The sequence below is a fragment of the Leucobacter sp. OH1287 genome, assembly GCF_003859945.1.
Taxonomy (GTDB): Bacteria; Actinomycetota; Actinomycetes; order Actinomycetales; family Microbacteriaceae; genus Canibacter.
Genome location: NZ_RQYM01000004.1, coordinates 73,631 through 97,568 on the forward strand (window position 1 = coordinate 73,631; position 23,938 = coordinate 97,568).

Annotated in this window: 18 protein-coding genes, 1 tRNA gene and 1 pseudogene; 5 read left to right on the forward strand and 15 right to left on the reverse strand. The window is 61.4% G+C overall.

Features of this window, described 5'->3' with window-relative positions; all coding sequences use genetic code 11:
* Positions 1-2: 2 nt before the first annotated feature.
* The 7 genes and pseudogenes from EII30_RS03335 to EII30_RS03365 all read right to left on the reverse strand — a co-directional run bounded on the left by EII30_RS03335 (position 3) and on the right by EII30_RS03365 (position 4,915).
* Positions 3-788, reverse strand: coding sequence for a PP2C family serine/threonine-protein phosphatase (locus EII30_RS03335; protein WP_124885920.1), 786 nt, complete (start codon positions 786-788; stop codon positions 3-5).
* Between the two features lie 3 nt (positions 789-791).
* Positions 792-2,198 carry an FHA domain-containing protein gene (locus tag EII30_RS03340; RefSeq protein WP_124885921.1) on the reverse strand — a complete coding sequence of 469 codons (1,407 nt, stop codon included), beginning with the start codon at positions 2,196-2,198 and terminating at the stop codon, positions 792-794.
* A 266-nt stretch (positions 2,199-2,464) separates the two neighbouring features.
* A complete protein-coding gene (rplA, locus tag EII30_RS03345) occupies positions 2,465-3,154 on the reverse strand; it encodes a 50S ribosomal protein L1 (RefSeq protein ID WP_124885922.1) in 690 nt (229 codons plus the stop codon).
* A gap of 14 nt (positions 3,155-3,168) precedes the next feature.
* On the reverse strand, positions 3,169-3,594 hold the full coding sequence (gene rplK / locus EII30_RS03350) for a 50S ribosomal protein L11 (RefSeq protein ID WP_124885923.1): 426 nt from the start codon (positions 3,592-3,594) through the stop codon (positions 3,169-3,171).
* 154 nt (positions 3,595-3,748) lie between these two features.
* Positions 3,749-4,357, reverse strand: a pseudogene (nusG, locus tag EII30_RS03355) (transcription termination/antitermination protein NusG); the annotation flags it as partial.
* A 159-nt stretch (positions 4,358-4,516) separates the two neighbouring features.
* Positions 4,517-4,792 (reverse strand): preprotein translocase subunit SecE, encoded by a 276-nt coding sequence (gene secE, locus EII30_RS03360; RefSeq protein WP_370266931.1) that lies wholly within the window; start codon positions 4,790-4,792, stop codon positions 4,517-4,519.
* A gap of 47 nt (positions 4,793-4,839) precedes the next feature.
* Positions 4,840-4,915, reverse strand: a tRNA-Trp gene (locus tag EII30_RS03365).
* A 199-nt stretch (positions 4,916-5,114) separates the two neighbouring features.
* Here EII30_RS03365 and EII30_RS03370 point away from each other — a divergent pair.
* A complete protein-coding gene (locus EII30_RS03370) occupies positions 5,115-6,314 on the forward strand; it encodes a pyridoxal phosphate-dependent aminotransferase (protein ID WP_124885926.1) in 1,200 nt (399 codons plus the stop codon).
* 181 nt (positions 6,315-6,495) lie between these two features.
* Here the strand turns inward: EII30_RS03370 and EII30_RS03375 are convergent, their stop codons facing one another.
* Together EII30_RS03375 and EII30_RS03380 are read right to left on the reverse strand one after the other, a co-directional pair.
* A complete protein-coding gene (locus EII30_RS03375) occupies positions 6,496-7,890 on the reverse strand; it encodes an aspartate aminotransferase family protein (RefSeq protein ID WP_124885927.1) in 1,395 nt (464 codons plus the stop codon).
* Between the two features lie 106 nt (positions 7,891-7,996).
* Entirely contained in the window at positions 7,997-8,671 is a 675-nt protein-coding gene (locus EII30_RS03380; RefSeq protein WP_199731555.1) for a nucleoside triphosphate pyrophosphatase, read from the reverse strand.
* A gap of 60 nt (positions 8,672-8,731) precedes the next feature.
* Here EII30_RS03380 and EII30_RS03385 point away from each other — a divergent pair, with 60 nt between their 5' ends.
* From EII30_RS03385 to efeB, 4 genes are all read left to right on the forward strand, one after another.
* Complete coding sequence (locus tag EII30_RS03385; protein ID WP_124885929.1) at positions 8,732-10,054, forward strand: class I SAM-dependent RNA methyltransferase; 1,323 nt, start codon at positions 8,732-8,734, stop codon at positions 10,052-10,054.
* A gap of 235 nt (positions 10,055-10,289) precedes the next feature.
* Positions 10,290-11,309 carry an iron uptake transporter permease EfeU gene (gene efeU / locus EII30_RS03390; RefSeq protein ID WP_124885930.1) on the forward strand — a complete coding sequence of 340 codons (1,020 nt, stop codon included), beginning with the start codon at positions 10,290-10,292 and terminating at the stop codon, positions 11,307-11,309.
* 78 nt (positions 11,310-11,387) lie between these two features.
* Positions 11,388-12,614, forward strand: coding sequence for an iron uptake system protein EfeO (efeO, locus tag EII30_RS03395; protein ID WP_124885931.1), 1,227 nt, complete (start codon positions 11,388-11,390; stop codon positions 12,612-12,614).
* Positions 12,615-12,820: 206 nt separating this feature from the next.
* Positions 12,821-14,245 carry an iron uptake transporter deferrochelatase/peroxidase subunit gene (gene efeB / locus EII30_RS03400; protein ID WP_124885932.1) on the forward strand — a complete coding sequence of 475 codons (1,425 nt, stop codon included), beginning with the start codon at positions 12,821-12,823 and terminating at the stop codon, positions 14,243-14,245.
* Positions 14,246-14,249: 4 nt separating this feature from the next.
* Here efeB and EII30_RS03405 read toward each other — a convergent pair whose 3' ends face one another.
* The 6 genes from EII30_RS03405 to dnaK all read right to left on the reverse strand — a co-directional run bounded on the left by EII30_RS03405 (position 14,250) and on the right by dnaK (position 23,704).
* Positions 14,250-16,334: a cytochrome c oxidase assembly protein gene (locus tag EII30_RS03405; RefSeq protein WP_124885933.1), complete on the reverse strand. Its 2,085-nt coding sequence runs from the start codon at positions 16,332-16,334 to the stop codon at positions 14,250-14,252.
* A gap of 43 nt (positions 16,335-16,377) precedes the next feature.
* Positions 16,378-19,626: an aminotransferase class III-fold pyridoxal phosphate-dependent enzyme gene (locus EII30_RS03410; protein WP_233569258.1), complete on the reverse strand. Its 3,249-nt coding sequence runs from the start codon at positions 19,624-19,626 to the stop codon at positions 16,378-16,380.
* Between the two features lie 63 nt (positions 19,627-19,689).
* Positions 19,690-20,115 carry a heat shock protein transcriptional repressor HspR gene (locus EII30_RS03415; protein ID WP_233569259.1) on the reverse strand — a complete coding sequence of 142 codons (426 nt, stop codon included), beginning with the start codon at positions 20,113-20,115 and terminating at the stop codon, positions 19,690-19,692.
* Between the two features lie 46 nt (positions 20,116-20,161).
* Entirely contained in the window at positions 20,162-21,157 is a 996-nt protein-coding gene (locus EII30_RS03420; protein WP_124885934.1) for a J domain-containing protein, read from the reverse strand.
* Complete coding sequence (locus EII30_RS03425; RefSeq protein ID WP_124885935.1) at positions 21,150-21,848, reverse strand: nucleotide exchange factor GrpE; 699 nt, start codon at positions 21,846-21,848, stop codon at positions 21,150-21,152. Before EII30_RS03425 ends, EII30_RS03420 begins: the two co-directional genes overlap by 8 nt.
* A 2-nt stretch (positions 21,849-21,850) precedes the next feature.
* On the reverse strand, positions 21,851-23,704 hold the full coding sequence (gene dnaK, locus EII30_RS03430; RefSeq protein ID WP_124885936.1) for a molecular chaperone DnaK: 1,854 nt from the start codon (positions 23,702-23,704) through the stop codon (positions 21,851-21,853).
* Positions 23,705-23,938 lie beyond the last annotated feature (234 nt).

A 23,938-nucleotide genomic window follows, 5' to 3' on the forward strand; every position in this document is an offset into this window, starting at 1 on the left:
GTCTATTCTACGATTATGCCGGTTGGCCCGGTGCTGACGTCCTCTAGCGCAACCTCCGGGGTTTCGGGGGTGTCTATGACGTCAACAACAATCAGTGACACGTTGTCTCGTGCTCCCGCGTCCAGTGCCTCATCGAGCAGCATGTCCGCGATCGCCTGCGCACTGTCGGGCGCGGCGAGCATCTGTGTCAGGTCGCGATCCGCGATCTCGTTGACGAGCCCGTCGCTGCAGATCAGCAGTTTGCTTTCGCGGTGGACGGGAATCAGCCAGGTGTCTGCTTCGTCCACTGGCCCGCCGAGCGCCCTGGTGATGATGTTGGGTGGTGGCAGTGACGGGTCGTTTGGATCCGCCCCCCGCTCGATCATTTCGTCGCGCAGTGTGTGGTCGACTGTGATCTGTTTTAGCTGGCCGGCGAGCAGCTGGTAGACGCGCGAGTCACCGAGGTTGATGATCAGCCAGGTGGGGTTGCCGTCGTGTTCGATCATTATTGCGCCGCTGAGTGTGCAGCCGGCACCGCGTTCGCTCTGCTGTGCGAGTTTGCGCACGCGATGCCGCGCGAGCGTGTATGCGTCTGAGACGATTTGAAAGTTTGCGGGTTTGCCCGCCGGGATAATCTCGGCGAAGGCGCTGATCGCGGTCTGGCTGGCAACATCTCCGGCATCGTGGCCGCCCATGCCGTCGGCGACGAGGTAACAGGGGTACTGTTCGAGCACAGCGTCCTCGTTAACGACGCGTTTCGCCCCGACGTCTGAGTGGCTGGCTGTCTCGATTAGTGGATTCTTGTTCACTTGTTAGCTCCCGACCCGCACTAGTTCAACCTCTAGGCTGCCGAAGCGCATTTTGTCGGTTGCGTATTCTTGTTTACCTGGCACTGCGATTCTCTCTGGTTTGCCATCTTTATAAAGCACTATGCCGTTGGTGGATCCGAGATCCTCGATCAGCCAGCCGGTTAGCTCATGCTTAACCAACCGCGCATGCGTTTTTGAAACGGTGCGTGTCTCGTCCGGGATAATCAGCGGGTTATCGCCCTTCGGGTTGCGCCCGATGTGGATGCTGTCACCAAACAGTTCGAACTCGTCGCCGTTTGGCAGGCGCAGGGCCCAGCGCTCTTTGGACGGGGATGGCTGCGGTGTCACGGGCGCGGTCGCCGGTTCTGTCACCAGCTCCGGGACAGTGTCCGGGGTTTCACCCTGTGTCTCGCCCGGGGTTGCTGCAGGGGCTGCATCCGAGCTTTCTGCCGGAACGGCGGGTTTTGGCGCTGGCGCAAACACCGGCGCTGCAATCGGCGCGGGCAGCGGATCCGGGGTTGGTAGTGGATCCGGCGCAGGCTCAGCCGCGGAAGCGGCCGCGGGCGCTGCCGCGTCGGCACTGTCAGCGCTGTCACCACTGTCAGCGAAAAGCTGCTGAATACCGTCGGAGTCGTTCTCGTTGGACGCCTCGGCGATCTCGTTGTCGCTGTCGACCGGCTCCTCCTCAAACGGCGAGGAAACCAGTTGCGTGTGCTCGTCGTAGCTGCTCGCGATAAGCGCGTCAAAGTCGGTTATCACCTCGGGCTCAGCGACCGGGTTCTGGTGGTCCACCGGCAGTGGCGGCTCAAAACTCGCGGACTCGTTCAACACCGCGTCAAACGCTGACTCTGGCAGCACCGGCGGCAGCTGCGCCGCGTTAGCTACCGGGTCGCCGGCGGCCACGGTGTGCGAGGTTGGGCTCGCAAGCGGCTCAATAATCGGGAGTGCTGGGGCGGATCCACCAGCGTCGCTGAGATCGCTGGTTACGCTGAGATCGCTGGTTGCGGAGGCTGCGGAGGCTGCCGGATCCGCCACAATATTTTGCGGGTTTGCGAGCAGCCAGTAGCGCAGCATTTGCGCCCACAGCGGTGCGAGGACGAAACCGGTGACCGTGTAGATGGGACCCCTGCCCATTTCGGCGTTGATTTTGTTGATTGCGCGCTGTCTAAAGAACAGCAACAGTAGCCAGCCGAGGATTGGCAGCAGGGTGAGATAGGCCGGGGTTGGTGAGAATCCGGCGCGTTTCAAAAGCGCAGCGTCGGCGACGATCGGGGTTTTGCCCTTTGCGGCGGGCAGGCCGATCAGCGGGAACAGCTTTGCGAGCTCCAGCAGATACCAGACATACACACCGATAGCGAATGCCAGCCATAGCACTGTGTTTGCCAACAGCAGCACTGTTTGAGCGTTCACTGACGGTGTCTCCTTTTCGCTTCTTTCGGGTTACCTGTTTTCCGGCACACAGACCGGGCAGCCGCGCGTTCAACCGCTTGCCTGCCCGTAGACGACTTTATCTATTCTACTGTTATTTTGTATGGGATCACACCGTAACCATTTTTCTGTGGATAACTGCGCTCGGCAGTATCTACGGGGTTGTGAGCGGATCCACCCCGAGCCATGGCGCTGATATTACAAAAGCGCCGCAGCTTAATAACTGCGGCGCTTTGTGGTGTTATTGCTTAGATAGCGTTAACGTCAAGCGGGATACCAGGCCCGAACGTTGTTGAAACAGCGCCCTTGAGGACGTACTTGCCCTTCGCAGATGCTGGCTTCAGACGCAGGATCTCCTCAAGCGCTGCGCTGAGGTTCTCAGCGAGCTGCTCGGCGGTGAATGACGCCTTACCAACGATGAAGTGAACGTTAGCGTGCTTGTCAACACGGAACTCGATCTTACCGCCCTTAATGTCGGTAACTGCTTTAGCAGCGTCAGGGGTAACGGTTCCGGTCTTTGGGTTTGGCATCAGGCTGCGTGGACCGAGCACCTTACCGAGGCGACCGACCTTGCCCATCATGTCTGGGGTTGCAACCGCTGCATCAAAATCAGTCCAGCCTGCAGCAACCTTCTCGATGAGCTCGTCGCCACCAACCTCGTCAGCGCCAGCAGCGAGAGCTGCCTCAGCTGCAGGGCCGATAGCGAACACAACTACGCGAGCTGTTTTACCTGTGCCGTTTGGCAGACTAACGGTGCCGCGCACCATCTGATCTGCCTTACGTGGATCCACACCGAGCTTCACAACCGCCTCAACGGTGCTGTCGGTTTTAGCTGAACCGGTTTCGCGCGCGAGCGCTACTGCCTCAGCTGGGGTGTACAGTTTACCGGCCTCAATCTTTGCAGCGGCGGCGCGGTATGCCTTTGACTTCTGTGCCATTTCGTCGCCTCCTACTACTCGACCGTAATGCCCATTGAGCGAGCGGTGCCCGCGATAATAAGTTCTGCTGCGTCCAGATCGTTCGCGTTCAGGTCAGCCATCTTCTGCTCTGCAATCGCGCGAACCTGGTCGCGGGTAACCTTAGCCACCTTCACGGTGTGCGGGGTGCCTGAACCCTTTGGAACGCCGGCTGCCTTCTTGAGCAGCTCAGCAGCTGGTGGGGTTTTCAGAACGAAGTCGAATGACCGGTCGTCGTAGACGCTGATCTCTACAGGGATAACGTTGCCGCGCTGTGATTCAGTAGCGGCGTTGTATGCCTTGCAGAATTCCATAATGTTGACACCGTGCTGACCCAGAGCCGGACCTACCGGAGGTGCTGGGTTAGCGGCGCCAGCCTGGATCTGAAGCTTAATCAGACCCACAACCTTCTTGGCTGCCATGTTTTTTCCTTTCTAACGAGGGTTACCCCTCTCCCACAAAACAGACTCTCTGCCAGTGGTATTTGCGCACAGCAAAATGCTGCTGCGAGCAACCTCTCTATTCTAGAGAGTTTTTGCGGATCTCGCAATCCGAGCTTAAATAAACGCTTGGGCGTTAGGCGAGTTTAGCAACCTGGTTGAAGCCGAGCTCAACCGGGGTTTCGCGCTCGAACAGTGACACGAGCACGGTGAGCTTGCCGCTTGCGGCGTTGATCTCGCTGATGGTGCCTGGCAGGCCCTCGAAGCTACCGTCTTTAATGGTGATGGTCTCGCCAACCTCGAAGTCGATTTCGACGTTGCCGGCCTCCGCTGCGCGGTTTGCTGCGGTGCTCTTGTCTTCGTTCTCCAGGTCAACGGTGCTCTTCAGCATCTCGAATGCCTCATTGAAGCGCAGTGGCACTGGGTTGTGTGCGTTGCCGACAAAGCCGGTAACACCTGGGGTGTGGCGCACAACAGACCAGGTATCTTCGTTGAGGTTCATGCGAACCAGCACGTAACCGGGGATCCGCACCCTGGTCACCATCTTGCGCTGGCCGTTCTTGACCTCCATCACGTCTTCCATCGGAACCTGGATCTCGTAGATGTCGTCAACGGCACCCATAACCTCGCGACGGTTCCAGAGGTTCTGCTTAACCTTGCGCTCGTAGCCGGCGTAGCTGTGGATCACATACCACTTGCCTGGCTTGCGGCGCAGCTCACGCTTGAACTCTTTGTAGGGGTCGACCTGCGGCTCAGCAGCTGCTGCGGCGTCTGCCGGAGCGTCGGCAGGGTTGACAAGAGCGTCAAGTGCGCCCTCAAGCTGCTGCTCAGCTGCTGTGCTCTCTGAAGTCATATCCTTAAACCCCTACTTAGTTATGTGAAAAACTGTGACGGCAAAACCCGCTTAGTTAGGGGTTCCGAATACCCAACCGGCGAGTGTGCCGAAGCCGAGATCAATCAGTGACACAAACACCATCATGATGATTACGAAGGCGAGCACCACCAGGAAGTAGTTCCACAGCTCTTTGCGAGTCGGTGTGACAACCTTCTTCAGCTCGGCAAAAACCTGCTTGATGAACAGAATTATGCGCGCGAACGGGTTGAGTTGCTTCTCACCATCAGCACCGTGTTTAGCGAGTTCGCCAGAGGTCCTGTGTGCCTCGATTTCACTGCTGCTCACGCATAGTCCTTTCATTAAAACACTCTGCACCGGTCAGAGCAGAAGTGTGGCAGGGCGGACAGGACTCGAACCTGCAACCGACGGTTTTGGAGACCGTTGCGCTACCAATTGTGCCACCGCCCTAGGCAATGTCTACCCTTCAGCACCCTACTTGTGGGCACGTCAAAATAACATTACAGGTGTCAAGTCTACGGCAAAACCTGGCAGATGTCGAATGAGACCTCGCAAAAACTTAAAAATTCCGCAAAACCCCGGCGCGGATCCGCCCAAAAATGCCCCAAAATGATGAAAAGCAACCCGTAAAGGCGTAAACTAAGAAACTGTGAACCAGAAACCTCGTTTATCAAAGAAAATTGCGGCAATCGCAGAGTCAGCAACTCTCAAGGTCGATAGCAAAGCAAAAGAGCTCAAAGCAGCCGGTCGCCCAGTAATCAGCTACGCAGCTGGTGAACCAGATTTCCCAACCCCGGAGCACATTGTTGACGCGGCAAGAGCGGCGCTCGACGATCCGGCAAACTTCCGCTACACGGCGGCGGCGGGCCTGCCAGAACTGCGTGAGGCGATTGCGGCGAAAACCGCTCGCGACTCATGGCTAACCCTGCCAGCCAGCCAGTTTATTGTCACCAACGGCGGTAAGCAGGCTGTTTACCAGGCGTTCCAGGTGCTGATCGATCCGGGCGACGAGGTAATCGTGCCCGCGCCATACTGGACAACCTACCCGGAGGCGATCGAGCTGCCGGGCGGTGTGCCGGTGCCGGTTTTTGCCGGGGCGGATCAGGGCTACAAGGTGACCGTTGACCAGCTGCAGGAGGCACTCACCGAGCGCACCAAGGTGCTGCTGTTTGTTTCGCCGTCAAACCCAACCGGCGCGGTCTACTCGCCGGAGGAAACCAAGGCGATTGGTGAGTGGGCGCTGCGTAACAACCTGTGGGTTGTCACCGACGAGATCTACCAGAACCTCACCTATGACGGTGTCAAAGCAACCTCGATTGTCGCCGCCGTGCCGGAGCTTGCAGACCGCACCATTCTCGTCAACGGTGTCGCAAAAACCTACGCGATGACCGGTTGGCGACTCGGCTGGATGGGTGGCCCCGCAGACGTGATGAAGGGCGCGGCAAACCTGCAGTCGCACCTCACCAGCAACATCAACAACATTGCGCAGCGTGCCGCGATTGCAGCGCTCACCGGCCCGCAAGAGCCGATTGAGGAGATGCGTCAGGCGTTTGACCGCCGCCGCAAACTGATTGTTGCGGAGCTCAGCAAGGTGCCCGGCTTTGTTTGCCCAACCCCGGAGGGCGCGTTCTACGCCTACGTTGACGTCACCGGCGTGCTCGGCCGGGAAATCAAGGGGCAGACACCAACCAGCTCACTGGAGCTCGCTGACCTGATCCTCACCGAGGCAGAGGTTGCTGCGGTTCCGGGCGAGGCGTTTGGCCGCAGCGGCTACCTCCGCTTCAGCTACGCACTCGGCGATGAACCGCTCATTGAGGGTATTCAGCGGATCCAGCAGCTGCTCAGCTAGTCTCACCAGCTGTTTCAGCGGGTGAGACCCGCAAACTAAAGCGCTTTCGGCGCTCAAAGGGCGGTGCGTTCCTCTCTTAAGGAATCGCACCGCCCTTTCGCTTTTGGCTAGCGTCACACGCTGCTGACGCCCGGCCAGGGACTAGCGCCTGCCGCGCAGGCTAGCCCCTGGCCGCAATGGTCTAGCGCAGCGCCGCGGCCTCGCGGTCGGCGACGTCTAGCACCTCGTCGATAATCTCTAGGCCGCGCACCAGATCCGCCTCGGAAATAATCAGCGGCGGCGCAATCTGCAGCCGGTTACCCGCCGCGAACGGCCACAGCCCCGCGTCCTTGCACGCCGCAACAACCCGGTTCATTGGCGCGGCAGCGTCACCGCTCGCGTTAAACGGCACAAGCGGTTCACCGGTTTCACGGTCGGTGACGAGCTCCAACGCCCAGAACAGGCCGAGTCCGCGCACCTCACCAACCGACGGGTGTTTTGCTGCGATCTCGCGCAGTTTTGGACCAACAACACGCTCCCCCAGGTCACGCACGCGCTCACAAATCTGTTCACGCTCAAACACCTCGAAGGTTGCAACGCCGGCGGCGCAGGCGAGCGGGTGACCGCTGTAGGTGAGTCCACCCGGGAAGGGGCTGCTCTCGAAGCTGCCGTGGATCGCCTCCGAAATAATCACACCGCCGAGCGGCACATAGCCGGAGTTAACACCCTTAGCGAAGGTGACAAGATCGGGCGTGATCCCGAACTGTTGGAACGCAAACAGCGACCCGGTGCGGCCAAAGCCCGCCATCACCTCGTCACAGATCAGCATGATGCCGTGTTTGTCGCAGAGCTCACGCACACCCTCCAGGTAGCCGGGAGGCGGCACCAGAATACCGTTTGTGCCGGTCACGGTCTCAAGAATCAGCGCCGCAATGGTGCCCGGGCCCTCCAGCTCGATTGTGTGTGCAAGATGCTGTAGTGCCCGCTCGCTCTCCTCGGCGGCGGATCCGGCCCAGAACTCTGAACGGTACTCGTAGGGGCCAAAGAAGTGCACAACGTTTGCGTCGAGCACACCGTTCGCCCAGCGGCGTGGCTCACCCGTAAGCGTGATCGCGGTCGCGGTTGAGCCGTGATACGAGCGGTAGCGGGCGAGCACCTTCTGCCTGCCGGTGTGGTGGCGGGCGAGGCGGATCGCGTACTCGTTAGCGTCAGCGCCGCCGTTGGTGAAGAACACGCTGCGAGCGCCCGCGAAACTGTTTTCGACGAGCAGCCTCGCCAGTTCACCGCGAGCGTCGTTCGCGAAGGCGGGCTGGATCGTGGCGAGGCGCTGCGCCTGGCTGGTGATCGCCGCAACCAGTTCGGGGTGCTGGTGTCCGAGGTTCAGGTTGACGAGCTGTGACGAAAAGTCGAGGTACTCTTTTCCGTCATAGTCCCAGAATCTCACCCCCTCACCCTTTGCAACCGGTAGCGGATCGATTTTGCCCTGCGCCGACCACGAGTGGAAGACGTAACCGCGGTCGTTTTCACGCACCCGCTGCTGTGCGGCGGCGTCACCGAAACTGCGTGCCTCACCCGCGAGATCAACATAGTCTGTCATTGTTTACCTTTCTGGTTTTGGTTGGTCTGGTGTTAATTCTTTTGTGGATCGCGCCCGCGCCGTTGCTTCTGAGGCTGCCTGCGTGGATCCACCCGCGCCCTCACCGCTAGTTGCTGTTTTGCTGCCAGAGCGCAGTATAGTTGAGCCCGAGCCCGATCAGCAGGCGGCGGAGCGCCGGCAGGGACAGCCCCATAACGCAGCTGTGGGATCCCTCAATTCGGTCGATAAAAGCACCGGCAAGCCCGTCAATTGCGAAGCCGCCCGCGAGCTGCAGTGGTTCGCCGGATGCGACGTAGGCGGCGAGTTCCTCGTCGGTGACATCATCGCAAAGGCGCACTGTTGCGCTGTCAACCAGGCCACCACCGGTGATTATTTCGCCGTTTTCGACAACAACAACCCAGTGCCCTGAGTAGAGCACGCCGGTTTTGCCGCGGTGCTGTTTCGCGCGTTCAAGCGCAACCTCCGGCACAAGCGGTTTGCCGAGCAGTTCACCGTCGAGCAGGAACATGCTGTCACCGCCCAAGATCACGCCAGTGAAACGCTGCTGCCGCAACTGGTCACGATGGCGTTCAGCAACGTCCTCAGCCTTCGCTTTTGCGAGCAGCTGCACGGTTTCTGCGGCGGTGAGGGCGGATCCACCAACGGCGATGCTTGCCCGGTTTGCGGCCTCAACAACCGCTGCTTCGTCGGTTGCTGGGGGCCACAGCTGGGCGGGGATGATGCCGGCGGCGCGCAGCACGGCCTGGCGTGCCTGGCTGGTTGAGGCGAGAATTAACTGCATAACCAGATATTAATGCCTGAAACTGTCTGTATGCTGCGTGGGACTGGCAGAATATTAAGCATGACTGAAAAAACCGAATCAGCGGCGACCGATAACGCCCGCAAGAATCCTGGCACGGCAGCGCTCAGCGCGGGAGACACTCTGGAGCTTGAGGTGACGGGGATCGCGCACGGCGGCCTCAGCATTGCCCGCCACGAGGGGCGTGTTGTGTTTGTTGCCGACACGCTGCCGGGTGAGCGAGTGCGTGCCCGACTGACCGAGGTGAAGAAGAGTTTTGCGCGCGCGACCGCGGTTTCGGTTGTTGAGGCTTCCCCCAAGCGGCAGGATCACATTTGGGCGGAGGCGAGTATTAACCGGCAGCCGGAGATGCGGGTTGGCGGCGCCGAGTTCGGGCACATCGAGCTTTCGCACCAGCGGGAGTTGAAGGCGCAGGTGCTCGCGGATGCGATGCGGCGCCAGGCGAAACTTAACAGCGAGATCGCAACGGCCGCGGTGATTGAGGCGCTGCCCGGCGACGATGATGCCGGGCTCGGCTGGCGAACCCGCGTGCGCCTGCACGTCGACCCCGAGACGGGCAGGGTTGGCCCCTACGCCGCCCGCAGCCACCGCGTGATCCCGGTGAAGTCGCTGCCGCTCGCTGTTCCCGAGCTCGCGCCTCTCGCGCCGCTTAACGACCTGCTGCCGGACGCGCAGCACGTCGACCTGGTGGCGCCGAGCGGTGACGATCCACGCCTGTTAATCACCCATCGCGGCGAAAAAACCGCGGTTGGCGCTGGGGACGTCATAACCGAATATGCTGCTGGTCTGCCGTTCCGGGTGCGCGCCGGTGGCTTCTGGCAGGTGCACCGCGAGGCCGCGTCGACGCTGTTTGAGCAGGTTGCGAGCGCGGTTGAGTGGCTCGGTGACGCGGTGGATCCGGCCGCCGCAAACCTCGATCTTTACGGCGGTGTCGGGTTGCTCGTCGGCGGTTTTATTGCGGGCAGCGATTCCAGGGCGCGGATCACCAGCATTGAGAGTGATGAGGCGGCGACCGATCTCGCGGCCGAGAACCTCGCAACCGCGCCGGGCGCTCAAACCCTCAACGCGAAAACCGAGGACTATCTCGCAGACCTGCTGCGCTCCAGCGGGGTTGTGCGGCAGCGGGTTAACCGGGGCACGGTGGTTTTGGATCCGCCCCGATCGGGCGCTGGCGGCCGCGTCACCGCGCAGTTGCTAGAGCTCGCACCGCAGAACATTATCTACGTTGCCTGCGATCCGGTGGCGCTCGCGCGCGACACGCAGACGCTGGTCACGGGCGGATATGAGTTGACGGCGCTGCGCGGCTTCGACCTCTTCCCGCACACTCACCACTTCGAGTCAATCGCGATCTTCGAGCGGATCTAGTCACCCGGCAACCCGGCACCCCCGCCACCCGGCATTCCAGCCACCCGGCATTCCCGGGCGGATCCAGCGACCCTGAGCGGCACTGCCGACCCTGGCCCTAGGCAGGCTCCTCCCCGGGCGGATCCAGCGACCCCGTCGACCGCTCCCGCGATCCTGCGGAGGCGCCGAATGATTGCGCGCATCATCAGATGTAGATAAAATGGGACTTACTAATCCCCAAGAGAATTGCATATTGATGTTAGCTACCTTTTTGATTGGCTTTCGCGAGGGGCTTGAAGCTGCCCTCGTCGTCGGTATTCTGATCGCCTACGCTGCCAAGCTCGGCAGGCGTGACGTGATCCGCAAAATTTGGCTGGGCGTTGCGCTCGCGATCCTAATCTCGCTTGTCACCGGGTTTATTCTCACCTACGGTGCTTACGGTCTGTCGTTTAAGGCGCAGGAGCTAATCGGCGGCGGACTGTCACTGGTCGCCGTCGCGATGGTCACCGGCATGATCTTCTGGATGTTGAAAACCGCGAAGAATCTGCGCGGCGAGCTGGAGGGTAAGCTCAGCAAAGAGATTATTAAAGGCTCAGGCTGGGGAATTGTTGCGCTCGCAACCATCTCGGTTGCCCGCGAGGGTCTAGAAACCGCGCTGTTTATTTGGGCGACAACCAAAACCTTCGAGCTCGGCCCCGCCGCAGGTCTCATCAACGCTGTTGCCGGCATTTTAGTTGCCGCGCTGCTCGGCTGGGCGATGCAGACCGGGCTTGTGCGCGTCAACCTCTCCCGCTTCTTCACCTGGTCGGGTGTGCTGCTGATCGTTTTCACCGCGGGTATCCTCGCTTACGGTGTGCACGATCTGCAGGAGGCTGACGTGCTACCGGGGCCGTTCGCAACCGCGCCAACCTGGGCTCCCGAGGCACTGCACGGCCTCTGGGGTGACAGCGCCTGGGCGTTCCAGATCGGACACATTATCAGCCCTGACGGGTTTATCGGCTCACTGCTGAAGGGCACAGTCGGGTTCACCCCGGAGATGAGCAAGCTGGAGCTTGTCGCCTGGGCGATCTACCTGGTGACGGTGCTAGCAGTCTTCATCGTAAAATCCCGCAAAACCCCGGCAAAGCCAGCGGCAACCAAAACCGCAGCGACCGGCTCAGCGGCCGGCCCAGCTACCAGCCCAACAACCGCTCAAGCGGCAACCAAACCCCAAGAATCCCCTAATCCCCCTAAGTCCTCCAAATCCCCAAACCCTGTTGAACCCGTCTCCGGTTAGCCAGCTGGCTATCAAGCACGGCGACCCGATGACAGACTCAACAGTGGCGGATCCGCCAAAATGAAAGGAAAATCCCCAATGAAGCACACCAAGCTAGTCGCGATCCCCGCGCTCGCTGCTGCCTCAGCGGTAGCGCTCGCCGGTTGTGTGCCGAACGCCCCAGAGGGCGGTGCGGCAGCGCAGAAGATCGCGGTCACAGCAACAGACACCGACTGTAAGGTTGAGACCGCCGAGGCAACCGCCGGCACAATCACCTTCACCATTAAGAACGAGGGCAGCAAGGTTAACGAGTTCTACCTGCTTGGTGAGAACGGCCTGTCGATTGCCAGCGAGGTTGAGAACATTGCTCCCGGCGCAAGCCGCGACCTGACCTATGTTGCCGACCCTGGCACCTACTTCACCGCCTGCAAGCCTGGCATGGTTGGCGCTGACGTTGGTAAGGCCGAGTTCACTGTTACCGGTGAGGTGCAGGCACTGCCGGCTGACGAGCAGCAGGCCGCCGATGACGCCGTAGCGACCTATGTTGCCTACACTAAGCAGCAGGTTTCTGAGCTGCTGCCACAGACCGAGGAGTTTGCGAACGCCTACGCGAGCGGTGATTTTGACACCGCCATGAAGCTGTTCCCGCTGGTGCGTAAGCACTACGAGCGGATCGAGCCGACCGCTGAGCAGTTCGGCGACCTGGATCCGAAGATCGACTACCGCAAGCCAGGCGCTGAAGCAGAGAACCTGGAGTTCACCGGCTTCCACCGCATCGAGATGGACATGTGGATCGACGAGGCCCGCAAGAACTACCCAGACGAGGATATTCAGCCGCTTGACGAGGCAGGCCGCAAGAAGCTCGCCGACCAGCTGGTTGCTGACGTCACCGAGCTGCACGACCTGGTGTCTTCTGATAAGTTCGAGCTGACCCTCGCCGACATCTCTAACGGCGCGATCGGTCTGCTCGATGAGGTTTCTGCTCCTGACGGCAAGCTGCCGGGCGAAGAGGACGAGTTCAGCCACACCGACCTCTACGACTTCTACGCAAACGTTGAGGGCGCCGAGGTTGCGTTCGAGACCGTGAAGAAGATCGCATCCGCTAAGGGTGAAGAGGGTAAGAAACTGGTTGCTGAGCTGGAGAAGCAGTTCAAGGCCATGAAGGACCTGCTCGGAACATACGGTTCATACGAGGAGGGCTTCGTTGACTACTCAACCGTCGGCCAGGACGAGCGCAACGAGCTTGCCGCCCAGCTGAACGCGCTGAGCGAGCCGCTCTCGAAGCTCACCCACACCGTGCTGGGTCTTGAGGAACCAGCCGAGTAGTCCGGGATAAAACCCACTAAAATAACACTAAAGGCACCGGTTGCCACAGTAAAAGTGAGATAGCTCACAGGGGGAAGCAAAACCCCTGTGGGCTATTTTCACTAGCTTCCGCCGGCCCCACTGGTCACACCGATTTTCGGTTCACCGGTTCACCGGTCGCACCACACCGTTTCGCCGTCACTGATTTCACCAACCCCGAGGCAATTATGACTGAGCACACTTCCCCCAACAACGAGTCTGCCGAGAGCGGATCCGCCCAGCACGACACCGTCAAGAACGGCAACGCCGAAAATCACGCCGCCGAGCGCGGCACCGCCGAGCGCGGCACCGCCGAGCGCGGCAAGCTCACCCCGAGCCGCCGTGAACTGTTTGGCATGATCGGCGCCGGAGCCGCCGGAATCGCCGTCGGTGCGGCCGGAGGCGCAGCCGCCCAAACGGCGCTGAGCGGTGGTTTTGACGACAACCGGGTTGATACGGTCCACGGTGTTGTGCCCTTTGAGGGTGAGCACCAGGCGGGCATCACAACCGAGGCGCAGGACCGGATGCACTTTGCGTCGTTCGAGCTGAACCGCGCAACCAGCCGCGAGGATCTGATCCAGCTGCTGAAAGACTGGACAACCGCGGCGCGCGCCCTCACCCAGGGCAAAGATATCGGCGACGGAGCCGTTGACGGCGCGCTGCTGCTCCCACCCGACGACACCGGCGAGGCACATGATCTGGGGGCCGCGAACCTGACCCTCACATTCGGCTTCGGACGCACCCTCTTCGCCGACAAAAAATCCGGTCAGAGTGTTATCGCCGACCCTTACGGACTTCGCAGCAAACTGCCGAAAGAGTTTGAAGAACTGCCGCTTTTCGCCTTCGACCTGATTGATGACGCGATCAGCGGCGGCGACCTGTGTGTGCAGGCGTGCGCGGACGATCCGCAGGTGGCGGTGCACGCGATCCGCAACCTCAGCCGCATCGCGTTCGGGAAGGCGCGCATCAAGTGGACGCAGCTCGGTTTCGGCCGCACCTCCTCAACCAGCCGCAGCCAAAAAACACCCCGTAACCTGTTCGGGTTCAAAGACGGCACAGCGAGCATTAAGTCCGATGAGGCTGAAAAGCTGAAGGATTTTGTGTGGATCCAGAAGGGCGATAAAACCCCCGACTATCTGGTTGGCGGCACCTACCTGGTGGCGCGCAAAATTCAGATGACCATCGAGATTTGGGACCGTCAACACCTCAACGAGCAGCAGCGCGTGATCGGTCGCACCAAGGGTGAGGGCGCGCCGCTGAGCGGCAGCACCGAGTTTGAAACACCTAATTTTAAGGCGCTGAACCCCGATGGCAGCCCGGTGATTGACGTTGACGCGCACGTCCGTCTCGCCCACTCCAGCAACAATCAGGGCGTTGAGCTGCTGCGTCGCGGCTACAACTATGTTGACGGATCCAACGAGCTCGGGCAGTTGAACGCTGGCCTGTTCTTCATCACCTTCCAGAACGATCCGGCGAAGTTTGTGCAGGTGCAGGGCAACCTGAAGAGCGACCTGCTCAACGAGTACATCCGCCACATCGGGTCAAGCCTCTGGCTGGTTCCGCCCGGGGTGCGCCCCGGCGAGTACATTGGGCAGCGAATCTTCGAGGCCTAGCTAGCTAGCGGCGGGTTTGCTGACGTTCTGCGCGCTGCTGCAGCATCTCGTTGTAGGCGCGCAGCTCAGCATCGCCGGTGCGATCGGCGGCACGGTCACGGCGGCGCTGTTCTTTATCGTCCGCCCGCGCCCACTGCACCGACACAATCAGCGTCAACAGCAGTGTCGGAATCTCGCCGATACCCCAGGCGATACCGCCGCCGTTTTGTTGATCCTGAAGCGGCGGATCCCCCCACTCGCGGCCCATCGCCCCGAACCAGTCCGCTGCGAGTAGCCCCTCACCGCTCATAATAGTGACGCCGAAGAAGGCGTGCGCCGCCATGGTGGCGAGCAGCAGAACGAGCCGCAACGGATAGCTGAAACGGTTTGGCACCGGGTCGATGCCGATCAGGGTTAGCGCGAACAGGTAGCCGCTGAGCAGGAAGTGCACGATCATCCACTGGTGGCCGATGTGCTCCTCCATCGCCCAGCGAAGAATCGGCGTGAAGTAGAAGATCCACAGCGAACCAGAGAACATAATCGCGGCAAAAATCGGGTTCGAGACGAGTTTCGCCCAGGGGGTGTCGAGCGCCCAAACAACCCACTCGCGCGGGCCCCAGGATCCATCGCGGCGCTTCTCAGCAGCTCGCAGCAGCAGCGTCACCGGGGCGCCCAGCACCAGCAGCATCGGGATCAGCATGGTCAGAAACATGTGCCCGAGCATGTGGGAGCTGAACAGGTAGGCTTCGTAGGCGTTCAGGTAGCCGTTCGTGACCCAGAACAGCACGAGCATACCCGCGGTCCACGAGATTGTTCGGCCAATCCCCCATTTGTCGCCGCGACGGCGTAGTTTAATCACACCGTAGTAGTAGATTGCGATGCCGAAAACCGCGATCAAAATCCACAGCAGATCAAACTTCCACTGTGTGAAGATGCGGTCCGGGGTGAGTTCGGGCGGCAGCGGATCACCGGTCAGCCACTCTGCGGGGGTGATTGTGGTGCCAAGCTCCCGCGCCGGCTGGATCGTGACGGGTGTTTCGGTGCGGCCGAGCGCTCCGGCAAGACCGGAGGCGATGCCCATAACCGCGATCTCGCTCACAACAAACCAGAGAAACAGGCGGGTGCGATAGATCGCCGTCTGTTTCACCTCCCCCGCTGGTATCTTCGCCTCGCGAGGCTGCTTCGCGGCGCCGGGGTGCTTTGCACCAGCACCCCGCGGCTTTGCGACGGCGAGGCGCGGGATTAGGCGGATCCGATGCCACGCACCAAACCCGAGCAGCACAATCATCGCAACGGTTTTTAAGACGAGCAGCTGGCCGTAACCGGTCGCAAACAGGTTAGAGAGGTCTCCAACCCGGAGCATACCGCTTAAAACACCCGAACAGAAAACCGCGATTGACGCGAGCAGCGCGAGAAACGAGTAACGGCGCACCAGCACGGCAAACCGTTCAGGGGTGCTAAACAGCGCCAGATAGACGATCGTGACAAGCCCGCCGATCCAAACCGCCGCGCCGCCAATGTGCAGGAACATCGCGTTCACCGCGAGCGAGTGGCCTGAGGCTCCGGCTGCGTGACCCTGCGCGGCGAGCGGCAGCAGGCACAGCACCGCCGTCACCAGCGGCAGCAGTGTCAGCCTGCGCGACCTGACAGCGAAACACAGCACGGTGGTGACAGCAGCGAGCGCAACCAGCTCGATCCACAAGCGCCCAAGCTCTAACTCGCTAACGAACTGGCCGAGTCCCGCGCCGAACGCCTGGCTCGCCGAGAACGGCTGCAGGCTGACATCGAGGTAGGTTGCGATCAGCGCTGTGCCCGAGCTGACGGTGAGCACCGCAGCGGCGCCGGCGGCGAGATCCATAACCCGTCCGTACTCGTTTTTGTCGGTTGCGAGCGCCCACACCGCAATCAGCAGTGCGCCAAGCATAACCGACAGCGACAGGTTAACGGCTGTGCGGGATGCCGGCAGCAGGTAGCGCACAATCGCCCCCGGGTCTGCGACGGTGCGCGGATCCGCTGCCCCGCCGATTTGCAGTCCGGCGTAGAGGGAAACAGCGGCGCCGAGCAGTAATAGCACCACCGCGGGGGTAAAGACTTTTAGCGCACGATCCACGCTACTAGCCTACCGTAAGGACACCGGCCGGATATTTAGCGCGCTAGCTCGCTGTCAGCGCGGTCAGCACCCGATCGAGGGCGTTCTCAAACTGGCTTGCCTGCTCAATTGTTAGCACCATCGGCGGCTTAAACTTGAGGACGTTTTGCCGTTCACTGGTTGGCTGCACGATGAAGCCCTCGGCAAGCAGCGCCTCACAGACGGCTGCGGTGAGCGTGGTTGCCGGGGTTTTGCTGTCGCGGTCGGTCACCAGTTCGATGCCGAGGTAGAGTCCGCTGCCGTGAACGGCGCCGATCACCTCGTGTTTGTTTTGCAGCTCGGCCAGCAGCTCGCGGGTGTGATTGCCGACGGTGAGGGCGTTTGCCTGCAGCTGCCGTGACTCAATCTCGTCGAGCACTGCGGAGGCGGCAACCGCGCTTGCCGGTGCACCCGCCGCCGAGGAGAAGAACATGCCGACGCGCACAAGCGCCGCAACGGTCGCACTGCTCGCGATTACCGCGCCGACCGGGTATGCGTTACCGGCCGCCTTCGCGGTCGCGATAATATCCGGCGTGACACCGAGCAGCTCGCAACCCCAGAAGGTTTTACCGAGCCTGCCGTAACCGACCTGCACCTCGTCCGCGATCACCAGACCGCCCGCCTCACGAACCGCACGGTAGACGCGATCCAGGTAGCCCGCCGGCGGGATAACACCCCCGGCGTTACCGAACACCGGCTCGCAGATAAACGCTGCCGGCGGGTTTCCGGCCGCAACCATCTCGGCGATCACTCGCTCAACCTCGGCCGCGTACTGCTCTGCCGCGTCCTCGCCCTGGTGCTCGCCACGATAGCTGTTTGGTGCGCTCACCAGGTGCACCCAGTCGGGGCGGGAGGCGGTTGCGTGCGGGTTGTCGAACGCCGAGGTGCTGACGGCGTCGGACGCCATGGTCCACCCGTGGTAACCCTCGCGCGTCGCAATAATGTGACTGCGACCGGTTGCCACCTGGGCGAGGCGGATCGCGAGATCCACCGCCTCAGAGCCGCTGTTGACCGGGATTGCGCGGTTCAGGCGCGGATCCGGGCTGTGCGCGAGCAGCTTCTCGGTGAACTCGGCGTAGGCGTCATAGAGGAAGCGGTTGTTGGTGTTGAGCAGCTGCAGCTGCTCGGCAACGCGCTCCGCGAGCACCGGGTTGGAGTGGCCGATCGCGGTGACGTTGTTCACCAGGTCGACGTAGGCGTTGCCGCAGTTGTCAACCAGCAGCGCCTCCCAACCGCGCTGGAACAGCGGCGGATCAGCGTAGTAGCGCTCCGCGGCCTCCCCCATTGCGCTATTGCGGCGGGTCTGTGCCTCACGCTTTTGCCGGTGTGGATCCGTCACCGCCGCCGCCCGGGCGGGTAGCCTCAGCACAACGCTCGGGTCAGCGGCGCAGTTGCTCTCGTAGTCACCCGCCGCGTCCGTGAAACCGTATGTTCCACGTGAAACATTGTCTTTAATTGTGGCGATCAGGTCGGAAATCGTTGCCTCCGGGGAGACGATCTGCCGCGTCACAATCGCGCTGCCGAGCATCTCGTCCTCGCCGGAGCTGAGCAGTCCGATAACCTCGCCCGCAACAACCCGCTTCACCGGGGTCGCGATCTCGCTGACACCTTCGCCGTTGCGCCCGGTTTCCGCCTCGCGTTCGTTCTCGTCCTCGACCTGGCCCTCACGCTCGCTCTCGTTCTCGGCAAGCGGCTCGGCCTCGCCAAGCGGCTCATCCTCACCACAAATGTCGGTGACGAAGTCCTGTGCGCTGTCGATTGGTTTCAGCACTTCGCTCGCGAAGGTAACAGCAACACCGCTTTCGCGATCGTAGAGGGTTATACAGCTGGAGTCGCCAGCGTCGTAACAGTAGACCTCACCGGCAAAGGGTGCGCGGATCCGCGATTCGGATGCCTGCCACAGCTGCACCCCGCGTGCCCGTGCCCGGCCCTGCTCGGTTGTGTCCTCGCTGACGCGGGTCATTCGCGCCTCGCCGAAGCGAGCAACGCACACCTCGCCGAACTGCACCAGGTCAGCTGCGAGCTCCGCCTCCTGCTCGGGTGCGGGCTTTGCCAACCAGCTGCCGCCGTTGAAAACCGGGGCGGTGATACCGAGATCCAGCACCTTAGCCTCGTCTATGCCAAGAATGGCATATGCGTAGTCTGCGCCGGTGTGGGGCAGACCAGCGGCGAGCAGCAGCTGCGCGGTCGCCCAGTCGTAGGGCAGCGCGAGCGAGCGCTCAAACACCTGCCACTCCTGTTCCATGCGAACAGCGGCATATTCGTTTTCGGGGTCTATGCGCAGCTGGGAATATCCGCTAACGGCGAGCACCGCGCCGCGCAGCACAATCAGCGGCAGAATAGCGCGCACCTCTTCTACGCTGAGCGGGTTTCCGGCGGCGGCAAGCTGTTTTGCGCAGCCAGCAACGCCGCGGAGAACCGTCATAAAGTCTCCTGTGTGGCCGAGCAGATCGGCGGCAAAAACAGCCAGCTCGTTTACTCGCCACGAGTGCATCAGGTCGCCCAGGTCAACAACCCAGAGGTTGCCCGAGTCGTCCTGCATAACATTGTCGGCGGTCAGATCGCCGTGAATTATCTGTCGCGGCAGTTTCGCCGCGAGCTCACTAACCCGCTGCCAGGCGGCAATTGTCGCGTCACGGCAGAGCGGCTGTTTTTCGGCGGGGAGCTCCTCCAGGAGCTGCGCCACAACCTGATCCGCCCGACACAGATCCCACTGCAGTTCACGCCGGGCAGCCGGGTGGTCAAAGTCTTGCAGCGCCAGCAGCACACGACCGAGCTGGGCGCCAAGCATCTCGGCGGTGACGCCGTCAAGCTCACCGCGCTCCAGCAGCGACCGGCCGGGAACAACCTCAAACCCAACCGCGGTTGCGGTGCTGTGGCCGGACCCAGCGCTACCACCGGTCGCGGCACTCTCGCCGGTCACGGTGCTGTCACCAGTCGCGGTGCTGTCACTGTCGGCGAGCGGCACCGTCAAAAGCCGCTCCCCCGTCAGGCTCGGCCGAGCAAGCGGGGTGCGAAGGCCGTGCTCGCGCAGCCGGTCCGCGGCGGTGATCTGCAGCTCGACGGTCTCGCGCGTCACAACAGGGTTGTAGATTTTCAGCAGCAGCGGATCCGCCCCGGCCGTGCCCTGCACAAGATAGTTGCGATCCTGCTGGCTGCCGAGCTCGCGGACAACACCGCTGACATCGTAGTTGGTCATCGCGATCTCAAGGGCGGCCGCGGCGGTAACCCGGGGACGCTCAAGTAACCACTTGGCTGATGGTTTGTGCTGCATAATGCCTCCTCGTTAGCGATACTACCGGGCGTTCGGTACGCCACACAAAAAACTCGCTCGTAGCTATCTAGCGTTTGGCCGCCACACCACTATCTCGTTTGCGCGACGCACCCGGGTGCCGCGTCTGACGCTGACAACCTCACCGCCTGCCCCGGCAGCGAACACGCGCCGCTCCTGCTGCATAACCTGATCGGACAGGGCACGCTCAAGTGACGCAACCCTAACCCGCAGGCGCTGCACCTCGTTCTCCAGATCGAGCACGCGGCGGATCCCCTCCAGACTCAAACCCTCGTGTGACAGCTGTGAAACCTGCCGCAGCTGGTCGATGTCGTGGAGGGAGTAACGCCTGGTGTTACCGCGTGTTCGCTGCGGTGACACCAGGCCAATCCGGTCGTACTGGCGCAGGGTTTGCGGGTGCATCTCCGCGAGCTCCGCCGCCTGGGCGATTGCGAAAATGGGCGAGTACCGGTCCATTTTTTCAGTGCTCATACTGTTTCACCGCTCATTCACCTATCTAGCCATTTCACCGGGTTGGTTAAACCCTAGCGTACAGGTCGCCGCGCGGATTGTCAGTCTCCAGCTCCTGCAACTGTTCAAACAGTTTGCGCTGTTTGTCGGTTAGGCGCTGCGGCACAACCACCTGCACCTCAACCAGCAGATCACCGGGGGTTCCGGATCCGTTCACGCCGCGACCCTTAACCCGCAGCACACGGCCGCTCGGGGTGCCCGGCTGCACACGCAGTTTCACGCGCTCACCGGTGATTGTTGGCGCCTCAACGGTTGCGCCGAGGGTTGCCTCCAGGTAGGTGACAGGCAGTTTCACGCGCAGGTTCTTGCCGTCACGCTCAAACACCGGGTGCTTACGCACCAGCACGGTGAGGATTAAATCACCGTTCGGGCCGCCGTTCGGGCTCTCCTGCCCTTTGCCGCGCACGCGAATCTTCTTACCGTCGGTAACACCGGCGGGAATCTTCACCTTAATCGTTTTATCGCCCGGGATCGCGAGCGTCACCGTGTCGCCGGTGATTGCCTGCCGCAGGTCAATTGTGTGGGTGGCACCGAGATCCGCACCCTTCTGTGGACCGCGTGGCCGCGACTGGAAACCGCCCATACCGCCGAAGATGTCTTCAAAGCCACTGCCGGTTTCGTAGCGCACATTGCGTCTTGCACCGCCGCCGCCGAACAGGCCGCCGAAGATGTCCTCAAAACCGCTGAAGTCACCCTGTTGGTAGCCGCCAGCACCGCCGAAACCGCCGGGGCCGCCGAACATGCCGCCGAAGCCGCCAAACGCGGCCGGGCCGAGCTCGCGAATCTGGTCGTATTCAGCGCGCTGTTCCGGGTCGGAGAGCACCGAGTATGCCTCGCTGATCTCCTTAAAACGCGCCTCCGCCGCGGCATCACCCTGGTTGGAGTCGGGGTGATACTTGTGCGCGAGCTTGTGGTACTTCTTGGTGAGCTCCTTCTCGGTGACCTGCTTGTCAACGCCGAGGATCTTGTAGAAGTCCTTCTCTAACCAGTCCTGACTAGCCATCGGCCGCCACCGCCACCGCTACTTTTGCGGGACGCAGCTCAACCTCGCCGAGTTTGTATCCCCGCTCAACAACGTCCAACACGGTTGCCTGCTCGGTGCCCGGCACCGGCACCTGCGCAATCGCCTCGTGCAGCTGCGGATCAAACTCCTCACCGGCCTCCCCGTAGGCTTCCAGGCCGAGCTTCTCCAGTGAGCCACGCAGTTTCTGCGCGATCGCGGCAAACGCGGTGCCCTCAACCAGGTCACCGTGAGCTGCCGCGCGATCCAGGTCGTCAAGCACCGCAAGCAGCGGGGTAACAACCTTCGCAACCGCGCGCTGCCGCTCCAGCTCCGCGGTTTCGGCGGTGCGTTTGCGGTAGTTCGCGTACTCGGCGGTGATCCGGCGCAGGTCCTCTAGATAGGGGTTTGCCGCATCCTGCAGCGGGTCTGGGTGGGCGGATCCACCCGGCGCAGCGCCGTCAGCAGCTTCGGCCTCTCCCTCCCCGGTGCCCGCGGTTGCGGATCCACCCGGCGCAGCATCGTCAGCGGCTGCGGTGTTTTCGGCCGCGGCCGCCTCCTCACTCTGCGCCGCGCTCAAAATATCTTCAACTGTGAGCGGTTCTGCAGCTGCGGCAGAGCCGGAGACGTTTGCCTCCGGCTCACCGCTGTGAGGAACCTGCTCGTTGTTAGCGTTCTGTTCCTCTTTAGTCATTGTTACTTCTTGTCCTCTTCGTCGTCAACAACCTCGGCGTCCACGATGTCCTCGTCGCTGTCTGCGCCGGCTGCGGCAGGCTCAGCGTTTGCTTCGCCTTCGCTCTGCGCAGCGGCGTAGATTGCCTGGCCGAGTTTGCCCTGGCTCTCGTTCAGTTTGTCAGCTGCCGCCTTTACCGCGTCAGCGTCATCTCCGGCGAGCGCCTCATTGAGCGCGTCAAGGTCTGCCTTCACCTCGGTTTTCACGTCCTCAGGCAGTTTGTCGTCGTTTTCGGTAAGCAACTTGTCAACACCGTAGGCGAGCTGCTCTGCGCTGTTGCGGGTCTCAGCTGCCTCACGACGCTTTGCGTCCTCTGCTGCGTGCTCCTCGGCTTCCTTCACCATGCGGTCGATATCCTCCTGTGACAGGCTGGATCCACCGGAGATGGTGATGGTCTGCTCTTTCCCGGTGCCCTTGTCTTTTGCAGACACCTGCACAATACCGTTGGCGTCGATGTCGAAGGTGACCTCGATCTGTGGGATGCCGCGAGGAGCCGGTGCAATACCGCTTAGCTCGAAGGTACCGAGGTTCTTGTTGTCGCGGGTGAACTCGCGCTCACCCTGGAACACCTGGATAGACACAGACGGCTGGTTATCTTCAGCGGTTGTGAAGGTCTCGGAACGCTTGGTTGGGATCGCGGTGTTGCGCTTGATCAGCTTGGTCATAATGCCACCCTTGGTTTCGATACCGAGTGACAGCGGGGTGACGTCGATTAACAGCACGTCTTTCCGCTCGCCCTTCAAAACGCCCGCCTGCAGCGCCGCACCAACGGCAACAACCTCGTCAGGGTTTACACCCTTGTTTGGTTCTTTACCACCGGTCAGCTGCTTTACGAGCTCTGTTACGGCTGGCATACGGGTGGATCCACCAACGAGCACAACGTGAGCGATTTCACTAACCTTCACGCCCGCCTCTGCGATAACGTCGTTGAATGGTTTCTTGGTGCGCTCAAGCAGATCCTTGGTCAGCTCCTCGAACTTTGCACGGGTGAGGGTCTCGTCAAGGTTTGCGGGGCCGTTCTCTGTCAGTGACAGGTATGGCAGCTGGATACTGGTCTGGGTGCTGGTTGACAGCTCCTTCTTTGCCTGCTCTGCTGCCTCTTTAAGGCGCTGCAACGCGATCTTGTCGTTTGAGACGTCAACGCCGGTTGCTGCCTTGAACTGCTTGATCAGGTGTTCAACGATCCGCTGATCCCAGTCGTCACCACCGAGACGGTTATCGCCCGCGGTTGCGCGCACCTGGATGGTTGAAAAGTCGTCGTCCTTACCAACCTCGAGCAGTGAGACGTCGAAGGTACCACCGCCGAGGTCGAACACGAGGATCAGCTCATCCTCTTTGCCCTTGTCGAGGCCGTATGCGAGCGCCGCAGCGGTTGGCTCGTTAACAATGCGGAGCACGTTCAAGCCAGCGATCTCGCCCGCTTCCTTGGTTGCCTGGCGCTCTGCGTCGTTAAAGTAGGCAGGAACGGTGATAACCGCGTCGGTTACCTTGTCGCCGAGGTAGGTTTCGGCGTCGCGCTTCAGCTTCATCAGGGTGCGAGCGCTGATCTCCTGCGGGGTGTATTTCTTGTCGTCAATGGTGACGCTCCAGTCGGTGCCCATGTGGCGTTTAACTGACGCGAGGGTGCGGTCAACGTTGGTGACCGCCTGACGCTTCGCGGTTTCACCGACGAGCACCTCACCGTCTTTTGTGAACGCAACGATGGACGGGGTTGTGCGCAGCCCCTCCGCGTTTGCGATAACGGTTGGCTCGCCACCCTCAAGCACGGACACAACCGAGTTGGTGGTTCCGAGGTCAATGCCTACAGCGCGTGACATATTGTCTCCTTTGTTACTGGGTCTAAATCGGGGTTTCCCGAATCTTTTAACTCTCTGTGGTTGGTCGGTTTGTTCGTCCGCCACGGCGGTCGCCAGATTGCCCAAACCTGAGTCTTACACACTCAAGTTTACAGATTTGCGTCCGGCGCGCAACTCCAAACCGTCAAACTTGAGTCATTCCCACTCAACTTTCAGGTTATGGGATGGATCGCGTCAGTTACTCCCCCGCCCAGC